Raw genomic sequence first — 18588 nt, forward strand, 5'->3', positions numbered from 1 at the left:
TCTGTTCAGAACAGGTCGTATCTCATCCATAAACGGACCTCTTTCAGAATGAATATCTTCCTGGTACTGCTATCTCATTATATCATTATCCAGCCAATCTAAAAATGTTACGAAATTTATTTTTTTAGCAATCCTGCAAACAATATCTGATAAACGATTTTTGAATAAATTGAAAAATTAATATTTAATTTTTAAATAAATTACTATTTGAGATTTTTAACCGCGCTCAAATATGACTTGGTTGGCAATAAGTATTAATAATTATTAAATCACTTAAAGTGATATATGGACAATCACGTTGCTCCACCTCATACAATTCTTCAGTGGAATCTAACCCTCCCTCCTCATACTTCCCAGCCAGGAGTTGTCATACTAATTCCTGACTGGGTGTATGGACTACTTCCCCTATGTGGGCCCGGACTACGAAAAGACATCTGGATCAGGGAGGAAAAATTCATTGATGAGATATACCGTTTTTTTTATCAGAGCGGATTTGGCGTACTTACCCTGTCTTGTCCAATGGAAGTTGATGAAATTCCATCTGATGCTACCATATTAGCTGCTACACAAATCCCCGATGCATATGTAACAATAAAAAAATTAATGAAAGAATCCTCCTGTAATCTGAATAAATCTGTATTATTCGGGCACGGGTTTGGAGTGTGTATGATGTGTGAGCTGGTTGCATATGGTCTGAAACCTGCAGGATTTATAGTTGCAAGTGGTATCTATTCGGATGTTGAATCAATTCTTACTCAGAAATATTTCCCCTTTAAGGATCTGAATCTGCAATCTGCTGGGGTAAAGAACTATTCTCCGGTTGATCCGGATACTGCACTGATTATAAAGAACCTTGGAAAGATCCTGCAGGCAGCCCGAAGAGGAAGAGAAAAGATTAAACTAAAGGAATTGAATCATTTCCTCGAGTTACCGATTCCAAAAAGGTTATTTTCAGATGAATCATCACCCTCTGCATTATTATCCACACTTGATGCCCCATCAGTAATTCTACATGGTTCAGGGGATCTGGATATTTCAGTAACGAATGCCTTTTTTCTTGAGACCAAATTAAAACAGAAGAACAATTCTGTAAGTCGGCTTGTAATGCTTGATGATGATCACTGGTTCAGGGAGATGCCACATGATATGGCGGAACGAATACGGGAGCGATTATCTGGTGAATGCATTCAACACCCGATTGATAAGCGTTTTTTAAAAAATGTGCAGATATTTGTCGAGGATGTACTAAAGATTCGTCGAACAAAAAAGGATATACCAGATATCATCACGGTTACGGATTCGACCATGACTTCATCATCCATGCCGGGAATAGAAAAAATTATCTGAAGATTGCGGGATCCATTTCATGTCACACTATGCTCATACATGCAGGGTAATTCTTCATGCGCAATTGAATCAGAATTCATGATCTCTCTATGAAAAATGATTTATTCGTGAGTGTTATTGGTTTTCATGAGAAAAATATTACCCGGTATGAATTACCAAAGTACATGATGCGAGAAAAAATTCTGATTCGTCTGATTTTGTCTTTATTTCTTTCAGTTTTCATATTCACTGCAGGATATGCAGAGGTGAATACAGGAGAACCCTCACAGTCAATGAATCTGGTCAGTTATGATGATACAGTAGGTTTATTTGAGATTCGGATAGTCTCACCGGAGATGCTTGAAACCGTTCTGCTTAATTATGGAAAACAGGCAGTCCCACTCAAAGTTGAACGGGGTCTATTTATTGGCGTTCTTACTCCTGGAATACTGTATTTACGTGGTGATTTGAATGAAGAGGACTTTCCGGTCAGGCAGATTATTCAAGACAGTACTGATGAGAAAGTGGGGAACCATCTGATCGATATCACATTTGGTCGTGATAATTCGAAAACTGAGTTGTTTGATAATACGAAGGAATACCTCATCTGGTTTGATGCGATGTATCGCCCTGAAGATCTTCAGACAATTCGTGAATTTATTGAGGAGATAAATGATCTCTCCCAGACTACCAGGTTCAGTGATGATGATATCGCTCTTCCTTCATATAAGCCAAATTACAATCCGATTCCCTATATTTATTATAAAATTAGCATTGTTGACAAAGATTTGCTGAAGGAAAAGTTGGATAAGCGTGATAGTTCAAAAGAACAGATTCTGAAGGACAATAATGGGGTTTCAGTCGCATTAGTTCGAAATGATCATCTCTTTCTTCTGAATGATCTCTCCGGAGATGAACGAAAACATTTCCTTCTCAAAGGACTTCTCTTTAGCATGGGATTTCATGGGGAGAGTAAGTTGCAGGATAGTTTCTTTTATAATCATGGAATTAAGACTGTATTATCTCCATTAGATAAAATGGCAATAGAACTTTTGTATGGGGGACGTCTCCAATCCGGCCTTGATGTTGAGGCAGTGAAGAAAACCCTGGGTATAGTCTCAAAAGAATAATATCAATAAAAATTGAACAAAAAACAATATTTTCAATAGATCTATAGGATCTCTAGAGATCGTAACAACTTAATTATTAATACCAATATTTCGTAATACTATATTAACAAAATATGAAACAGGAGTAATCAAATGAAGTGGTATACCATTTTTTCTCTGGCCTGCCTCGTAGCAATCCTTCTCCCGGCCGGGTGTGTATTCGCATCAGGACCGGAATCGGATCAGTCACCGGTACACAATGAACAAACAACAGCACCAGTATCAAAAAGTCCATCTGAATCCGGCTCTGAAATCCAACGAACGGATGATGATCGGTATTTTTACAATATCAGGATTGTCTCGCCCAAAGACCTGGAATCCATGAAAAATGAATTGAACAGTGATGAATCACTTATCAGAAACGAAAACGGTGACATCATTGGTATCGTCTCTCCTCGAAAACTCTACATCCGGGGAGACCTTGTCGATCTTCAGAAAGAAACTGGCAAGGCAGGAAAGACCTTTGATAAAACAGACGTTGCAGAACATCTTGTTGATATTGTCTTTGGTAATGACAATGCAAAATTGAATCTCTTTAAATCCAATAAGGATTACCAGTTCTGGCTTGATGCGTACTATACATCTGATGATACACAATATCTTCTTGAATTAGCGAAACTCCTGAATACCCTCTCTGATACAACCGAATTCGAAGATGAAGAACTGGCTCTCGGGTTCCTGAAGACGAATTATGCAGATGTTCCCTATAATTTCTATAACATCAAGATCATCCCCCAAAAGATGCTTGATGAGTTCAAGGATAACCGAAAGAGCGATGAGCGTCTGATTAAGGATTCAGAAGGAAAACTCATAGGCATTGTAGGAAATGATCACCTCTATCTGGTTGATTCCATGTCATTTGAAGATCGGAAATACTACATGCTTTATGGTACACTCTATAGCATGGGAATGCATGGAACAACCTATTCAGAAAGGGATAGTTTCTTCTATCAGGTGGGAGGTGTCAGAAATACTGAATTATCAGAACTTGATAAAGAGTCGATAAAATTACTCTATGGTGGACGGCTCAAGACCGGAATTGATATGGAAGAGATGAAAAAGACCCTGGGGTTAAAGACATAGGGCTAAATTTACCTTATTTTTCCTTTATTTTCTTCTTCTCTTAATTTTTTACGTCTTCAGATTGAGATAATTTTAATTCATGATAATGCTCCGTTTTCCATAGAATATATACGATCTGACATAAAGGAGAGGACATCAGAGTCATGGGAGATGATAATATATGACATCTTTTCTCTCTTTTTTACTTCCTTAAGTAACCTGAGTATTTGAGCCTGCACTGAAATGTCAAGTCCGGATGTAGGCTCATCAAGGATGATTAGTTCAGGTTTAGTAAGAAGAATGCGGGCAAGAGCAAGACGCTGTGCCTGTCCTCCCGATATTTCATGTGGATACCGGGAGAGAATCTCCTCATGTAATCCTACTTTATGCAGGATTTCTGAAAATCCCTGCCTGGGCAAGGTGACGCCTGGGAGGTTGATAAGCCGATTCATTGAGACATTTAATTTTCTGACCGGATTAAATGAACTTCCCGGATCCTGAAATAAAATCTGGATCTTTCTTCTCATCTCTTTTCGTATCTTGTTATCTACAGATGAAAGAAGAATTGTCCGAAACCATATCTCCCCTTTATCCGGTTCTTCAAGCCCGGCTAGAATGCGACTTAAGGTACTCTTCCCACAACCAGACGGTCCACATATTCCTACAGTTTCTCCATCATGCACCATCATGGACACATTGGTAAGTATCTGCTGCCACTCTCCAGCCAGGCCGTTTCGATATCGTTTAGATACATTTTTGGCTTCAATCAATACCGATGACATCGTATCATTCTTCCATTCACCTGTGTAAGTTTTGCAGGCCTTTTATGGCACAACTTTGTTACCTGATAGCACCGGTCTGCAAACCTGCATCCCTCAGGAAGATTGGTCAGTGGAGGGGCACATCCTGGAATTGGATTAAACCCGTTCTCCGGAAGGCTTTGTATCAGACCTCTGGTATATGGATGAGATGGTGAGGACAGAATTGCATTTGCAGGACCTGCTTCAACAATTTCTCCTGCATACATGACCACGATATGATGAGCCATAGTATGAGCAAGTCTGATATCATGAGTAATCAGGAGCAAAGTCCTTTTTTCATGTAAAACTTCTTGTAATGAGGCCTGAATGTCTAGAATTTTTGATCTGTCAAGTCCTTTTGTTGGTTCATCAGCAATTACAAGATCCGGCTCAAGAGATAGGATGATTGCAGTGACAGCACGCTGGTTCATCCCTCCGGAACAATGACATGGATAAAGCCTTGCAGCCAGTTCAGGATTTGAAAATCCTGCTTTTATAAGTGCCTTATGGATGTGTGCCTCTCTCTCTTGTACAGGGACAACTTTATGTGTATCAAGTGGCTGGAACATCTGTTTATAAAGCCGGTAGATCGGATTGAGTGCCCTATCTGGACTTTGGAACATGATACCAATCTCTTTTCCCCTGATGCTCTGTAACAATCTCTCATCAAGTCTGTAAATATTCTGATTTTTAAAAATTATTGTGCCTTCAACCTGTGAATTTTTTGGAAGCAGACGGAGAATTGCATGAGCAACAACAGATTTTCCGCATCCAGACTCCCCGATGATTGCCGTACATGTCCCTTGCATAATTCTACAGGAAAAACTGGATACCGCAGGAATTTTTATTCCATCTGAAAGAAAGGTGATGGAAAGGTTTGAAATGTCAAGTATCGGATAAGGAGAATTCATTCAAATACCATCTCCGGTTCATTACTTTCATAAATCATACCTATCCGGGTGATAGCAAGCACCGTTACACACATGCATATCGCAGGAGGAAGAAACCACCACCACATTTCACGAATAAATCCCCCATGATCAAACGCATCTGCGATCATCTTTCCCCAGCTCTCCATCATGGGATCAGACAATCCCAGAAATGAGAGTGATGCTTCAGATATCATGGCACTGGCAATTGTGAGCATAAATTTTGGCAGAAGAACCGGGTAAATCACCGGGATAATGTCATGAATTATAATTGAAAAAGATGAAAATCCCAGGCACCGGGAAGAAAGGACAAATCCGGAATTACGAATCTGCATAGTCTTTGTCCGTACAACCCTGGCGGTTGTCTCCCATGAAAACAAACCAAGTACAATGATAAGTATCCAGATGCTGGGATGCAAATATGCTGCAATAAGGATAATCACCGGAATTTTCGGAATAATAAGGGTGATATCGGTCACTCCCATCATCAGGTCATCAACCCATCCCTGGAGAAAACCACTTACAATTCCAATTGAGGTTCCGATAAATAACGAGAGAATACCGGTGAAAACGCCAATTATGAGAGATATCCTGGTTGCGTAAATAAGGAGTGTGAGAACATCATATCCCATGTCATCAGTTCCGAGGATATGATTCTCATCAGGTTCTCCATACGGCGAAAAACGGATATCCGGACTATATGGTGAGATAGTCTTGGGAAAAATGGCCGCATATACAAATATTCCAAGGATAATGATGCATAATGTCGGAGAATATCCCATTTTTTTTAACCATGAAGGGAAAATTACCATGGTCATGAACTTCTCCTGATTCGGGGATCTATAATAAGTGACATGATATCTGCAGTGATATTGGCAATAATGACAAAGATTGCAATGATAAGGAGTGATCCGGTCAGTATCGGATAATCCCTGGCAAGGATTGCGTCATACATAAGGCTCCCCATTCCATTCAGGGAAAAGACAATCTCGATAAAAAGTGCACCTGAAAAAAGAAATCCAAAGTCAAGAGCGATTAGTGCTATCAGTGGAATTATTGCATTTTTTCTGATATGATGGAGCAATATATTCCGTTCAGAAATACCCAGTGACCGGGCAAACTGTGGATAAAGGAGTTCCTTTTCGGTTAATACCGCACCTCTCATGATAAGAATATTTCTTGAAGTATAAAATGAGATCAAAACGAACGTTGGCAATATGAGATGGTAGAGGATACTTTGAAGATTATAGGTATCGTAAAACCCTTTGAAAGGGAATAAACCGAGATGGTAGACAAATAGGACCAGGACAAGAAGACTGAGAAGATAGGGTGGGGTTGAAGATATGACAAGAGCTATTAAAGATATTGCATCTGACCACCATTTTCCACTCTGAAAACCCGCTCGTGCTCCAAGGGATATACCAATCCATGCACCGATAATAATGGAGGGAATGGTATACAAAAGAGTCCACCATGCTCTGCTGATGAGAATTTCAAAAACAGGCCCATGCATATGATAGGAGTATCCAAGATTTCCATGCATGATCTGGAGACAATATATGAGAAACTGTTCATGAAGCGGGGTATCAAGCCCAAATGCTGCTCGTAATGAATCAATAGTACTCTGTGACAGGTAAATATCTTCTCCAACCAGGTTCGAGACCGGATCACCGGGCATCATTCTGGGTAGGAGAAAAACTATCAACAGAATGCAGAAAAAAGAAAGGATATATCTGAGCAATTTTCGGGATAAAAAAATACCTGCCGGGTGGATCATCACCATAAAAAAAGGCCTGGATGGGTCAGGCAGAGGATTTTACACCGGTGAAGGTGAATTCATTCATGATCCCATACAGTGGATTTGAGTACCAGCCAGTAATCTTCTTGTTGTATGGGGTTATATCATTCTTCCAGTACAGAGGAATCCCTGGCAGATTTTCTGCATAATACTCCTGAACTTCCTTTGCATACCCGTTGAGTAAGGTCTGATCAGTTGTACTCAGGATATCATCACAGAGTTTGAGGAAGACTTCATCATCAACGGTATGGAGGACACCCTGCCCCGTTCTCCTGCTGTCAAAATATCCCGTTGCCCATCCGGCATGCATAAGCATTCCCCATGGTGTGGTTCGTGTCAGTGTGATATCATAGTCAAGTTTGTCTTTCATCTCAAACCATGTATTATCTTCAACTGTTCTTACCTCAACTCCGATTCCTGCTTTTTCAAGGTACTCTTTAATAAGTTCTGCCTCACGGGCATAGGAATTTCTAATTAATAGGTCAAGAGTAATATCTTTCCCATCTGCTGCCTCTATGATACCATTTCCGTCAGAATCTTTATATCCTGCTGAATCAAGGGTCTTCTTGGCAGTTTCGAGATTATATTCCATTGGTTTTGTCTGGATATACCCATCCATGGCCGGAGGAACAAAGCCCCTGTTCGGCACTAATCCATATCCTAGTGTTGAAATATCAACTAGTTCCTGGTAATTTATGGCACTACTGACTGCTTCTCTGAATGCTGGATCAGACATTGGCTCCCTTTTCAGGTTAAATCCTAAAAATGTGAGCCCACTTGTTGGTTTTTCCAGCATTTCAAAATTGCCGGTTTTTCTGAGTGAGTCAATGGCTGCATACGGGTATGATGATGCATACTTCCAGTAGGTGTCCATTATACCGCTTTCCAATGCCTTTGCCGCTGCATCTTCATTTTTAAACCAGCTTATCTCGACCGTTTCATAATCTGATATCTTTCCCTTCCAACTTGGATTTCTCTTAAAAATCACTTTTCCTGCATTTAAATCAACATTATCCAGATAATAAGGTCCCGCTCCGACATACGGGCCGGTACTGGTAAATTCATTCGGGTTTTCAATAGATTCCCAGATATGTTTTGGGAGAATACTATACGAGGTAAATTCAAGGGCAAGATTTGTGTATGGTTTGTTGAATTTGAAGGTTACTTTATTACCGTCAACCTGTGTGTCAATTAGTGTCTCTCCAATCCAGCCTGCATTCGGAATACTGGTGCCATACATCTGAATAGAGAAAGCAACATCATCTGCCGTTACTGGTATTCCATCACTCCAGAACTGGTTATCCTTGATAACAAATGTCCATTCTGTATTATCAGGTGATACCTCAAAGTGGTCTGCTAGCAGGCCGATTAATTTTCCTTTCTCATCCATCTGCATAAGGGGTGGATTTGAAAGATGGTTAAAAATGCCGAGGGTATAATCGCCAATAAATGCTGGTGACTTGACTTCATTCGTGGTTGCGATACGAAGTATGGCGTCATCTGCAATTACTCCCATAGAACAGCAGATTGTGACAAAGCTCAAAATAAGGAAGAGCAAACTCCAGATTTTGTGATATGTTTCTCTCATGATAATTAGTTTATGTGTGTTTAAAATATTAAAAAAATTTGATTTGTGTTATTTTATATTATATTAAGTTGCATTATAGAGGCTGTTGCAGAACCAAAATGTCATTTCCGCAAGAGGACCATTTCCATTCGATTGGAACTTAAATCGTCGAAAAAAAATCTGGGTTTTTCCTCTTTGTACTAACTGTTTGAAGTTATGCAACAGCCTCTATATATAAAAATAATATAGGAGTTACGCAGTTAACTTTTATTATAGAAAGATCTATATATATTGACAACACCTATAATATACGTGCCTATAACGAAGCAGCCTTCAGATGTAGATTATGTCAATTACCTCATCGCAGCTCGATGCGACGTTTCTTGTATAAAAGTCGCTGATTGTTATTCGACGTCTGAATTCTCGATATCACATTATACCTTCAATCGATTCCTAACAAGACAGTCTCTAACTCCTGAGACGTTGTGGGCTGAAGTTGAGGCATATGTTGACAGAAAAAGGGGCTGGTTGGTTCTGGATGACACTATTCTAGATAAAAAACATTCCAAAAAAATCGAATGTACATATTACCAGTGGAGTGGAAAAGAGCACAAAGTAATCAAAGGAATAGGATTGATTACCTTAATTTGGACAGATGGAATCACTTCATTTCCAATTGATTATCGAATTTATGATAAGGATGTTGATGATAAGACCAAAAATGATCATCTCCAAGAAATGGCCTTGACAGCTTTCAAGAGAGGATTTACTCCTGCCTTTGTCTTGTTTGATAGTTGGTATTCCGGAAATGAAAATTTGAAGTTGATTAACCGTCTTGGATGGTTTTATTTCACACGAGTTAAGAAAAATCGTATGGTCAATCCCGATGCCCAAGGTATTGTTCAAGTGTCATCATTAAATATACCAGAGGAGGGATTAGAAGTCCATTTAAAGAAATATGGATTTATTCGTCTTTTTCACTCACTAAATCGTAAAGGTGTAAGTAGATATTGGGCAACCAATTTTTTGCCGATGAATAATGAAGATAGGCTGGTTTTACGATCTATTTGCTGGACAATCGAGAATTATCATAGGGCAATCAAAGAACTATGTGGTGTCGAAAAATGCCAAGCTAGAAAGGGAATTATCCAACGAAATCATATTAATTGCTCACTTCGGGCATATTTACAATTCGAAGTCAATAAATTTTTGAATGGTGTTACTCCGTACGATGCTCAATGGCAAATCATAAAAGTTGGAATTTCAGAATATATTCAGAACCCAAAATATGCGCTATAAATTTTTTAGAGGTTGTTCTGCGTAACTCCTATAATATAAAAATTTAAGATCATGGATTATAATCTAAATAAAAACACTACCTAAAAAATAACCCGGAGTAATATCTTGAGAGTTTAGATATTTATCCTCACAGATTACGGCTCATATCGTCTTTTCTCATGCATATTTTTTCTTTTGACTGGCATATCTGTTTCCTGCATTTCTTCTCACATCGGTCTTTATCACGATAATCACGCTCTGCAGCCCACTCTATTAGAGGTTTTATTGATTCCCAGAGGGTCAGCCCTTCTGTCGTAAGGAAATACTCTACCCGGGGAGGAATTTCAGAAAATGATTCCCTTTCAACGAGCCCCTCATGTACCAGGTCTTTTAAGGTTTCAGATAACGCCTGAGGATTTATCGAATCAAGTTCGGTTGAGAATTCAGAAAACCTGAGCCTTCCTCTGGTTCCTAATTTGTAAATGATTAAAAGGGCCCATTTTTTAGAGATAATGGAAAGTATGCCTCCGGTAGCACACAGATAAACATGGTCTTTATCGGCACACATGACATTCCATTACTATGAATGTTATAGTTTAAATAGTATGATTATCATAGTGAAGTGAGGAGACGAGGTGTCGCCTATGTGTTTTCCACACCAGAGAAACAACAAAACCAGTGCATGCAGTGGTTATAACGCACCTGAACCAGAACCATTCTGCAATTGCCATGAGATAAGAAAGAGTTTTGATGGAAGACTCCGTGCTCTTGAGAAGAAATTCGAGTAATTCATCTTCTCATTTATGGGTATCATGTCAGATGCAATAATAGTCAAAGACCTTACCAAACATTTTGGTTCCCTCACTGCTGTAGATAATATCTCATTTTCTGTTAGAAAGGGAGAAATCTTTGGATTTCTTGGTCCGAATGGAGCAGGCAAAACGACGACGACACGAATGATCACTGGTATTATAAAACCAGATGCCGGGGATATTCAGATATTTGGCGACAACATGGTTACCGCTCCTCTTCAGGCAAAACAGAAATGTGGTGTGGTCCCTGAAACGTCAAATGCATATCCTGATCTTACTGCCTGGCAGAATCTGATGTTCATGGGAGAGGTATTCGGACTTTCTGATGCGTATGCCAGGAGACAATCAGAAACCCTTCTCAGGGCATTTGAATTAACTGAACATGCCGGGAGAAAGGTTCAGTCTTTTTCAAAAGGCATGAAACAACGCCTGGTTCTCGCTATGGCCATTCTCCATGAGCCAGAGGTACTCTTTCTTGATGAACCGACCAGCGGTCTGGATGTCTCAAGTTCCCGCCTGATTCTCTCAATGCTCCGGGAGATGAATACGCGGGGAGTGACGATATTTCTTACTACTCATAACATGGATGAAGCAAATAATCTATGTCACCAGGTGGGTATCATTAGGTCAGGAAAGCTTATTGCGATCGATTCTCCAGAAAAACTCAAGAATACAATAGATAAACTTCACCAGGTGGAAGTAAGTTTTGAACAGGAAATATCTGAAGACCTGCTCAGAATTATCCCGGGAATAAAGCAGATGTCTCATATTGGAGACAAATGGAAGATCTCTGGCGATAATAACGATGCACTCATCCGCTCACTGGTTCGTTTGAGTGAACGGGAAGGGCTGACGATTATTTCTTTACATACTCTCGCCCCAACACTTGACGATGTATTTCTCCAGCTGACCGGAGGGCAGTATTCATGAATACCCGGATTATTGGTGAACAGGTTCTACGAGCATGGGCTGTTGCAAAGAAAGATATCAGAATTTATTACTATAAACCCCCGGTGCTGATCTCCGGCATACTGATGCCGGTATTTCTCTATCTGGCATTTCTCATGGGGAGCAAACCGATATCCATGTCTTTTTTAATATCCGGACTGCTTGGAATGACATTGTTCTTCACATCAACCGCAGTTTCCCCTGTCATATTTCCCTGGGAAGGACAGGCAAAAACTTTAGAGCGGCTTGTCTCCTGCCCGATATCTCCTGAAGCCATCATCCTTGGGGATTTGATAGCATCCTCGGTATTTGGTATTGCAGTAACCTTGGTTGCACTTATAATTGGTCTAATACTCGGAGCATCGGTTTTGAACTTTTTTTTACTCATCTGTGTAATTATTCTTGGAGCACTATGTTTTTCAGCAATCGGAATTCTGTTATCTGTTCCGCCAACTGCTATCCCCCAGAATATCATGCTCTTATCAACTCTGGTGAAATTTCCCCTGATATTTATATCCGGAATTTTTATGCCGGTTGATCAGCTCCCTCCGCTGGGCCAGATATTAGCCTTTATTTCACCCCTTACATACTTTACCGATATTGTACGGTTTTCGTATACCGGTGCAGGAAGTTTTCCGATTAGTTTTGATCTTGGAATGTTGCTGGCATTCACAATTATCCTGATTCTGGCAAGCGTGGTTCTCCATAAAAAAACCATGCCGCTTCGGATATAAATTTTTTAAATAAAGAATGTTTCTTGTTCTTTAGGAACTTTTTATTCCTGCGATGATATTCTGGATAACCGGCATAACAGACTGTGATGAACCGGTTATCTCCTTCCCGGCAAGTCCTGCTGACAGGAGGTTCTGATCAACAGGGATTTCTCCGATGATTTTGTCAGCGGGGAGATCTTTTCTCATCTGGGTACTGATTTCCTGTGTGACTTTATTGAGAACAAAGTACATCGGAAGACTCAGGGACGCGGCCATATCTGCAGCTTTTTTTGCGAGAAGAACAGACTCATACGAAGGGTCAAGGACCATCAGAACAGCATCAGCTCCTTCCTCAACTCCCCGTCCAAAGTGTTCGAGACCAGCTTCAGTATCGATGATCACCATCTCGTTATCCAAGAGTTTGAGGTTTTTCAGAAACTGTTTGGCTACAAAACCCATGGGACAGGCACATCCTTCACCGGCATGATGTATCTTTCCGATAGAAAGAAGTCTCACGGTACCGTTTTCTGCAATACAGGCAGGGGGAATGTCCTGAAGCTTCCATTCCTGGTCAAATAACTGTAGATTCATAATGCCCTCAGAACTCTTCATGGCTGACATCATCTTCCCCAAAAGTTCCTGTTTTCCTCCCATCTGATCCATAAGATCAGTCGGATGGTTCACTCCAAGGAACCGGTGAAGTCCGAGATTTGATTCATCGGTATCTACGACCATGACTTTTTTTCCATCTTTTCCATAATACTCTGCAAGAAGAGCGGTCAGAGTGCTTTTTCCGCTGCCTCCTTTTCCACAAATAAGTATCTTCATATTACATGCAACTCCTATATTTCATGTGATTTACATCATTTTTTGGGGTACTGATTCGAATCCCACCACATACATACCCGTGTGGTCATGCCATTTTCGATGAAAGACTGTCCGTTCATGTAAATTTTATCCTTGAGATATTCTTTGATAAGAGGATCATAATTATCAGAACACCCAATCTGCCGCCTCATTTCATAGACTGCATCGTCCATGGATTGATACTTTTTCTCATATTTCATCTCATGCACCGTCATATTCGGGTAAATCCCTTTTTGATACAGCACATTATACAAAACATCAGATTTCGGACCATGTGAGTAAGATTCGTTATGTATATCCGGCCATAACCGTTCCATGTGCCGTTCCCAGGGTGTTGTTCCTGCAAACCAGAAAAGCCATATCTGGCCAGAAGAAACAGCGAGCATTTTGTCAATGGCAGCACTAATATCGGGCATTCCAAGAGAGTACGATGCAACAATGATGTCAAATCTTTCCGTAAGATCTGAAGAAGGATCGACATCCTCCCATCGTTTTGGAACAATAGTAAGATTATGTACCTGTAATTCAGCAATCTGGTCCTTCATGACTTCAATCATTCCGGGAGACGGTTCTATGGCAGTGACATGTGCTGCCCGTTCTGCAAACGGAAAGGCAAGTGTTCCGGGACCTGCACCGATATCAAGAATTCGGCTTTCATGGGTTATCGGAAGTCGTGATAATACCTGCTCTATCCGTTCAGGGTTTTCCCGTGACATATTCAGAAATTCAAGGGCACGCTCTTTTGAATTCCAAAGAGAGGCACAGTCTCCGACTTCTTTGAGTCTGCTCCCTGCTTCATACTGTTCTTTCCATATGTGAGCCCAGTCTATCATTTTAATCGTCAAATTCGATAAATTAATGTTTGTTTATGCTTCAGAAGGGCTGAGGCCAGGAACAATGCACCGCACCCCTCCGACCATTCCCATCATAACAGGAAGACCGTATACGTCTTCAATAATCTCCGGTGTAACGGCATCATATGAACCATGGAAGTGAATATACCCGTCTTTTAAAAAGATGAAACGGTCAGCATATCGCAGTGCCTGATTGAGATCATGCATGGTCATCACTGCAGCAATTCCATGTTCTCTTACAATTCCTGCAATTGTTGAAAGGATATCCACCTGGTTTTTCAGATCAAGACTACTGGTAGGTTCGTCAAGGAGTAAGATCCGTGGTTCCTGGACAAGTGCACGAGCAATGGCGATCTTCTGCAGTTCACCCCCGCTCATCTCATCGATGTACGAGAGCCGGAGATTATCCATTGACAGCCGGCTGAAAATGGCATCAACAATACGGAGATCCCGATCACTCACATCCCAACCGATATGAGGCCTTCTGCCGAGAAGAACGGCATCAAACGCAGTGAGTCTTCCGGTCTCAACCCGCTGGGGAACATATCCGGCCCGACGGGCAATTTCAAGCGTTTCAAGTGTTTGGATCTCTGATCCATCCAGATAAATATGGCCCTTTTTCGCGTTAAGTATCCTGTTCAGGCATTTGAGAAGTGTGGTCTTCCCTACCCCGTTAGGACCGAGAATCGCCATTATTTCGCCATGATTTACTTCAAATGCAATATCATGCAGTACATCGTGATTCCTGTACAAAAAACCGAGTTCCTGAACATTCAGAATCATCGCTTATACCCCCTGATGATAAGATAAATAAATACCGGAGCCCCCATAAAGGCTGTAAGGACTGCAACAGGAAGGACATATGGGGCAACAATAAGCCGTGCAACGGTGTCAGATGTCAGGAGCAGGATACCTCCCATTACGCACGATCCGGGGATCAGGTACCGCTGATCATCACCGATGATTCGTCGTACCATATGGGGACAGACAAGGCCGACAAATCCGATGACTCCAAGAAATGCAACAAGAACGGCGGTTATCATTGCAGAAATTGTCATTCCAAACAACCTGACTTGTTCCACGTTCACCCCAAGGCCTTTTGCAGTCTCATTTCCCGCATCAATCGCATTGTAATTCCACCGGTTTAAGAGAAAATAAATGCAGGCAAGGGTGACAAGGACTGACATAAGGCCGAGTTCAGACCAGTTTGCACGGCTTACATCACCAAATGTCCAGAATACAACAGCGGCTAGTTGTGTATCTGATGCAAAATACTGCAGAAACATGGTCCCGGCAGTAAATAATGAAGATAATGCTACACCAGTGAGGACCATTACTTCAGGGGATGCTCCCCTAATTCGGGAGATCATAAGAATTACTCCCGTTGCAATCATACAAAAGATGAATGCAGATATGGTGGTGATGTACGGGTTATTTATGGTAATCGGGTTAGCAATGGTGGATTGTATCTTTCCTGTCCCTAAAAATATCACCGATACTGCAGCTCCAAATGCACCTGCATTGGATATTCCCAATGTGAATGGCGATCCCAGGGGATTTCTGAGAATTGACTGCATCGCAACCCCTGCCACAGAAAGACCAATACCTGCAATAATTGCGGTCAATGCCTGTGGAAGCCTGATATTCCAGATGATTGCATCGTATTTATGATTCACATTTTGTCCAAAAAGTGTCATAAGAACATCATATGGTGGTATGGAGACAGCACCAACTGAAATGGATATGATAAACAGAAAGAATAGGAGAATAATTCCAAAAACAATCCAGAGGTATTTTATTCTGACATAACCGAGATAATCAGCTGGGATTCTTCCATCAGCGACATGCACATCTATCACCTCCGGAAAAAAAGGAAATGTGGTTGTTCATCGACATCAAAGAGAGATTTGAGAGAATCCCATGTTTTTATACTGGGAGTTAATTTTGTCCAGTGGAGATGAACCAAGGAATTTGGTCATGATCTCATTTGCCTTTGCTTCAGGATCAATATCTGCAAACTTCTCTGGATAGACGATCTTTCCAATGTAGTATGCATCTGCAAGAACATTCTCATAATTCGTGTTATAGAAATTGTATGGGAGAACTCCGTATACCTTTCCTTCTTTCACTGCTGTTAATCCCTGAAGGGCCGGATCATTCTTCAATTCTCCAATTGCTCCTTCGCTGTCCATCTGTAGCGTTCCAACATCCATGAACAGGAATTCAGGATCCCAGTCAACAATTGCTTCTTTTGCAACATCAGCATGTTGAGTCCCCATTTTTCCTGCAACATTCTTGATATTCAGCCATAGGAATGGTGGATATGCCGGTTCAGTTGAAATAATTCCATGAGCTCCTGAATAACTGACACCTCCGACATATGCTGTCTTTTGTTCAGACTCCGGAATATCCTTAGTTCTGGATTTAAGATCAGAAATGGTCTCCTCAATGTAAGCAATCAGTTCATTTGCACGGTCTTCTTTACCAATTACTTCTCCCATTAAACGAAGTCCACCAAACATCTCGGCCTGTTCAGCAGCCGTTCTTAGTGACCCATAAGGAAACATAACAACGGGGATATTCGTCTTTTCGGTTAATTTATCCCCTTCGACAGAATTTGTTGCAGATGGCTGACCTGAAGCTCCGGTCTTAAAAATTAACTGGGGGGCTAGAGCAATTACCTTTTCAGGATCATCTTTTCCTCTGAATTCACCGAATAAAGGGTAATCCTTAAACTGTGGGTTGAGGAGTGCATATCCACGAGCATCCATGGCCTGCGGTTCTTTCTCAATACTATCAACACCCACAATCAGATCCTGTCCATCAAGGTAGGTAAGATACCGGAGACATCCGGAGCCTGAACAGATAACTTCTTTTACCTCTGTTGGAATGGTGACCGTTCTGCCAAATCCATCGGTAATTGTTCTCTCTGCTCCATTTGAATCAGTAGCCATGCATGCTGGTATAGATACAAGAGAAACCAGCATTAAGATTGCAACCAGAATTTTTGTCAGGTTTTTCATATGATCACTCACATTTTTTTGTATGCAGGTGGTAATGCAATTACAGCATCCCCAGGACTTTGTACGGGTTATTCCCGGCTGTCTTCAATTTTGTCAAATTTGCCTCGTCGATATCAAACTCCTTAAGCGTAGTGATGACTGATTCAGGTTTGTCAATATAATCCATCATGCCGATATCCTGCACCAGCTTGGGAGCCCAGGATGGTCCGGTCCAGTTTGCAACTCCAACTTCTTCGCTGATAGTATCAAAGTCAAACCCAAGGGCAACTCCTTTTCCTTTCTTGGCTGCATCATTCCATCTGATGATTATTCCTGCAGGACGGGTCCCATACTTTGCCTTCAGGGCGGCTTCATCATCTGGGCTTAATGCCATAACAAACATACTGTTTTTACCAGGGGTACTATCCCAGATCATCTGGAATGCATCTTCCTTGCACCAATTCGGGCATCCGATGTCGATGTACGTTTCAGCCGACTGATTCGTGATCGGCAGGTTCTTCTGAATATATTTGATTATCATATATCCACTGGTAACACCCGGACAGAGATGATCATGAAATGCTGCAGCGTTCATGAAATCATAGGTTGCTCCTGCAGCCCAGACATTTGAGAGTCCTACAAGCGAGAACTCGTTCCCGCCAAATTTTTTCTTGTTAAAGGTGGTATTCCCTTCATTTGGGTTTGCAAGGAGTGTGTCCAGATTTGCACTCATGAGCGTAACCTGTCCGAACGCCTTGTCTGCCGGAAGAGCTGTCCGTTCCTCTGTGCTCATGGTGTAGAACGCTGCATCCGGTTCCATATATGCAGCAAGTCCTGAATCCTTGTTATAAAAGTAGAACCAGAGCCCTTTCCAGTCCGGGCGGTTTACCTGGTAAAGATTATTGTCACCATTTCGAAGACCGGACATATCAGTAAGGCCGGAAAGAGCACGTTCTGTGGTCTTTCCTTTCACAATTGCATGGCCGGCATTGGTAAGGGCCAGGATATTGTCTGCTCCCGGTTCAAATTTCAAAAGATCCATACCTACTTCCGCTGCCCGCGACCCAAGGTCATACATGAGATCATCTTCAGCTGTTGCTGATAATGGTATAACCAGGCAGCAGAATGCTATCAGGAAGATTATCGTTCGTTTCATTGTATTCCTCATTCATCCGGAATGATTGCCATTCATTAAGAAATCCGATGTCTGTTTTAATAAAGTAATTTTAAGCCACAATCCGTCTTAATTTACTTTACAAATTTTAAAGACATCTTAATTAATTATACGATTATTATGAAATTTAAAACTATTGAAAATAATTTCATAAATTTTCACAATTGAGTAACTATTTTTGATAGATTTTCTTTCTTTATCTCAATTTTTTCAATTTAAAGAGTCACTCATAATACAATTCAGACACAAAAACGATGGATATATGTGTTTCCACCGATAACCTAATATC

The 18588-nt window shown here is 41.0% G+C and carries 19 protein-coding genes; 7 read left to right on the forward strand and 12 right to left on the reverse strand.

What is annotated here, in order from left to right:
* The first annotated feature begins 285 nt into the window (after positions 1-285).
* From MHUN_RS01200 to MHUN_RS01210, 3 genes are all read left to right on the forward strand, one after another.
* Positions 286-1347 carry an alpha/beta fold hydrolase gene (locus tag MHUN_RS01200; RefSeq protein WP_011447299.1) on the forward strand — a complete coding sequence of 354 codons (1062 nt, stop codon included), beginning with the start codon at positions 286-288 and terminating at the stop codon, positions 1345-1347.
* Positions 1348-1454: 107 nt separating this feature from the next.
* Positions 1455-2456, forward strand: a complete 1002-nt coding sequence (locus tag MHUN_RS01205) for a hypothetical protein (protein WP_204223002.1) — start codon at positions 1455-1457, stop codon at positions 2454-2456.
* 132 nt (positions 2457-2588) lie between these two features.
* On the forward strand, positions 2589-3578 hold the full coding sequence (locus MHUN_RS01210) for a hypothetical protein (RefSeq protein WP_011447301.1): 990 nt from the start codon (positions 2589-2591) through the stop codon (positions 3576-3578).
* A gap of 77 nt (positions 3579-3655) precedes the next feature.
* Here MHUN_RS01210 and MHUN_RS01215 read toward each other — a convergent pair whose 3' ends face one another.
* Genes MHUN_RS01215 through MHUN_RS01235 form a run of 5 tightly spaced genes read right to left on the reverse strand, consistent with a single transcriptional unit; the run spans position 3656 to position 8600 of the window.
* Complete coding sequence (locus MHUN_RS01215) at positions 3656-4339, reverse strand: ABC transporter ATP-binding protein (RefSeq protein ID WP_011447302.1); 684 nt, start codon at positions 4337-4339, stop codon at positions 3656-3658.
* Positions 4324-5268 carry an ABC transporter ATP-binding protein gene (locus tag MHUN_RS01220; RefSeq protein WP_011447303.1) on the reverse strand — a complete coding sequence of 315 codons (945 nt, stop codon included), beginning with the start codon at positions 5266-5268 and terminating at the stop codon, positions 4324-4326. The genes MHUN_RS01215 and MHUN_RS01220 overlap by 16 nt, the downstream gene beginning before the upstream one ends.
* Complete coding sequence (locus MHUN_RS01225) at positions 5265-6104, reverse strand: ABC transporter permease (RefSeq protein WP_011447304.1); 840 nt, start codon at positions 6102-6104, stop codon at positions 5265-5267. The genes MHUN_RS01220 and MHUN_RS01225 overlap by 4 nt, the downstream gene beginning before the upstream one ends.
* Positions 6101-7069, reverse strand: a complete 969-nt coding sequence (locus MHUN_RS01230) for an ABC transporter permease (RefSeq protein ID WP_011447305.1) — start codon at positions 7067-7069, stop codon at positions 6101-6103. Before MHUN_RS01230 ends, MHUN_RS01225 begins: the two co-directional genes overlap by 4 nt.
* Before the next feature lie 19 nt (positions 7070-7088).
* Positions 7089-8600, reverse strand: coding sequence for an ABC transporter substrate-binding protein (locus MHUN_RS01235; protein ID WP_204223004.1), 1512 nt, complete (start codon positions 8598-8600; stop codon positions 7089-7091).
* Between the two features lie 363 nt (positions 8601-8963).
* Between MHUN_RS01235 and MHUN_RS01240 the strand changes: the two genes are divergently transcribed.
* Positions 8964-9950: an IS701-like element ISMhu9 family transposase gene (locus tag MHUN_RS01240; RefSeq protein ID WP_011447307.1), complete on the forward strand. Its 987-nt coding sequence runs from the start codon at positions 8964-8966 to the stop codon at positions 9948-9950.
* Positions 9951-10077: 127 nt separating this feature from the next.
* Here MHUN_RS01240 and MHUN_RS01245 read toward each other — a convergent pair whose 3' ends face one another.
* Positions 10078-10497, reverse strand: coding sequence for a winged helix-turn-helix transcriptional regulator (locus MHUN_RS01245; RefSeq protein ID WP_011447308.1), 420 nt, complete (start codon positions 10495-10497; stop codon positions 10078-10080).
* A 76-nt stretch (positions 10498-10573) separates the two neighbouring features.
* Between MHUN_RS01245 and MHUN_RS18850 the strand changes: the two genes are divergently transcribed.
* Genes MHUN_RS18850 through MHUN_RS01255 form a run of 3 tightly spaced genes read left to right on the forward strand, consistent with a single transcriptional unit; the run spans position 10574 to position 12423 of the window.
* Positions 10574-10717 carry a hypothetical protein gene (locus MHUN_RS18850; RefSeq protein WP_158498120.1) on the forward strand — a complete coding sequence of 48 codons (144 nt, stop codon included), beginning with the start codon at positions 10574-10576 and terminating at the stop codon, positions 10715-10717.
* 24 nt (positions 10718-10741) lie between these two features.
* Entirely contained in the window at positions 10742-11671 is a 930-nt protein-coding gene (locus MHUN_RS01250) for an ABC transporter ATP-binding protein (RefSeq protein WP_048067690.1), read from the forward strand.
* Entirely contained in the window at positions 11668-12423 is a 756-nt protein-coding gene (locus MHUN_RS01255) for an ABC transporter permease (protein WP_011447310.1), read from the forward strand. The genes MHUN_RS01250 and MHUN_RS01255 overlap by 4 nt, the downstream gene beginning before the upstream one ends.
* A 30-nt stretch (positions 12424-12453) precedes the next feature.
* Here MHUN_RS01255 and MHUN_RS01260 read toward each other — a convergent pair whose 3' ends face one another.
* Genes MHUN_RS01260 through MHUN_RS01285 form a run of 6 tightly spaced genes read right to left on the reverse strand, consistent with a single transcriptional unit; the run spans position 12454 to position 18281 of the window.
* A complete protein-coding gene (locus MHUN_RS01260; RefSeq protein WP_011447311.1) occupies positions 12454-13230 on the reverse strand; it encodes a P-loop NTPase in 777 nt (258 codons plus the stop codon).
* Positions 13231-13265: 35 nt separating this feature from the next.
* Positions 13266-14102, reverse strand: a complete 837-nt coding sequence (locus tag MHUN_RS01265; RefSeq protein WP_011447312.1) for a class I SAM-dependent methyltransferase — start codon at positions 14100-14102, stop codon at positions 13266-13268.
* A gap of 33 nt (positions 14103-14135) precedes the next feature.
* On the reverse strand, positions 14136-14906 hold the full coding sequence (locus MHUN_RS01270; protein ID WP_011447313.1) for an ABC transporter ATP-binding protein: 771 nt from the start codon (positions 14904-14906) through the stop codon (positions 14136-14138).
* Positions 14903-15973, reverse strand: a complete 1071-nt coding sequence (locus MHUN_RS01275) for a FecCD family ABC transporter permease (protein WP_048067182.1) — start codon at positions 15971-15973, stop codon at positions 14903-14905. Before MHUN_RS01275 ends, MHUN_RS01270 begins: the two co-directional genes overlap by 4 nt.
* A 45-nt stretch (positions 15974-16018) precedes the next feature.
* Positions 16019-17146 carry an iron ABC transporter substrate-binding protein gene (locus MHUN_RS01280; protein ID WP_011447315.1) on the reverse strand — a complete coding sequence of 376 codons (1128 nt, stop codon included), beginning with the start codon at positions 17144-17146 and terminating at the stop codon, positions 16019-16021.
* A gap of 40 nt (positions 17147-17186) precedes the next feature.
* Entirely contained in the window at positions 17187-18281 is a 1095-nt protein-coding gene (locus tag MHUN_RS01285; protein WP_011447316.1) for an FmdE family protein, read from the reverse strand.
* Between the last annotated feature and the right edge of the window lie 307 nt (positions 18282-18588).

The sequence above is a fragment of the Methanospirillum hungatei JF-1 genome (assembly GCF_000013445.1).
GTDB classification, from domain to species: Archaea; Halobacteriota; Methanomicrobia; order Methanomicrobiales; family Methanospirillaceae; genus Methanospirillum; species Methanospirillum hungatei.

Excerpts from the sequence above, each read along its gene's own strand:
- MHUN_RS01285 (WP_011447316.1), bottom strand. The coding sequence starts at position 18,281 with ATGAAACGAACGATAATCTTCCTGATAGCATTCTGCTGCCTGGTTATA.
- MHUN_RS01245 (WP_011447308.1), bottom strand. The coding sequence starts at position 10,497 with ATGTGTGCCGATAAAGACCATGTTTATCTGTGTGCTACCGGAGGCATA.
- MHUN_RS01260 (WP_011447311.1), bottom strand. The coding sequence starts at position 13,230 with ATGAAGATACTTATTTGTGGAAAAGGAGGCAGCGGAAAAAGCACTCTG.
- MHUN_RS01230 (WP_011447305.1), bottom strand. The coding sequence starts at position 7,069 with ATGGTGATGATCCACCCGGCAGGTATTTTTTTATCCCGAAAATTGCTC.
- MHUN_RS01280 (WP_011447315.1), bottom strand. The coding sequence starts at position 17,146 with ATGAAAAACCTGACAAAAATTCTGGTTGCAATCTTAATGCTGGTTTCT.
- MHUN_RS01265 (WP_011447312.1), bottom strand. The coding sequence starts at position 14,102 with ATGATAGACTGGGCTCACATATGGAAAGAACAGTATGAAGCAGGGAGC.
- MHUN_RS01200 (WP_011447299.1), top strand. The coding sequence starts at position 286 with ATGGACAATCACGTTGCTCCACCTCATACAATTCTTCAGTGGAATCTA.
- MHUN_RS01215 (WP_011447302.1), bottom strand. The coding sequence starts at position 4,339 with ATGTCATCGGTATTGATTGAAGCCAAAAATGTATCTAAACGATATCGA.
- MHUN_RS18850 (WP_158498120.1), top strand. The coding sequence starts at position 10,574 with ATGTGTTTTCCACACCAGAGAAACAACAAAACCAGTGCATGCAGTGGT.
- MHUN_RS01270 (WP_011447313.1), bottom strand. The coding sequence starts at position 14,906 with ATGATTCTGAATGTTCAGGAACTCGGTTTTTTGTACAGGAATCACGAT.
- MHUN_RS01210 (WP_011447301.1), top strand. The coding sequence starts at position 2,589 with ATGAAGTGGTATACCATTTTTTCTCTGGCCTGCCTCGTAGCAATCCTT.
- MHUN_RS01250 (WP_048067690.1), top strand. The coding sequence starts at position 10,742 with ATGTCAGATGCAATAATAGTCAAAGACCTTACCAAACATTTTGGTTCC.
- MHUN_RS01220 (WP_011447303.1), bottom strand. The coding sequence starts at position 5,268 with ATGAATTCTCCTTATCCGATACTTGACATTTCAAACCTTTCCATCACC.
- MHUN_RS01235 (WP_204223004.1), bottom strand. The coding sequence starts at position 8,600 with ATGGGAGTAATTGCAGATGACGCCATACTTCGTATCGCAACCACGAAT.
- MHUN_RS01225 (WP_011447304.1), bottom strand. The coding sequence starts at position 6,104 with ATGACCATGGTAATTTTCCCTTCATGGTTAAAAAAAATGGGATATTCT.
- MHUN_RS01255 (WP_011447310.1), top strand. The coding sequence starts at position 11,668 with ATGAATACCCGGATTATTGGTGAACAGGTTCTACGAGCATGGGCTGTT.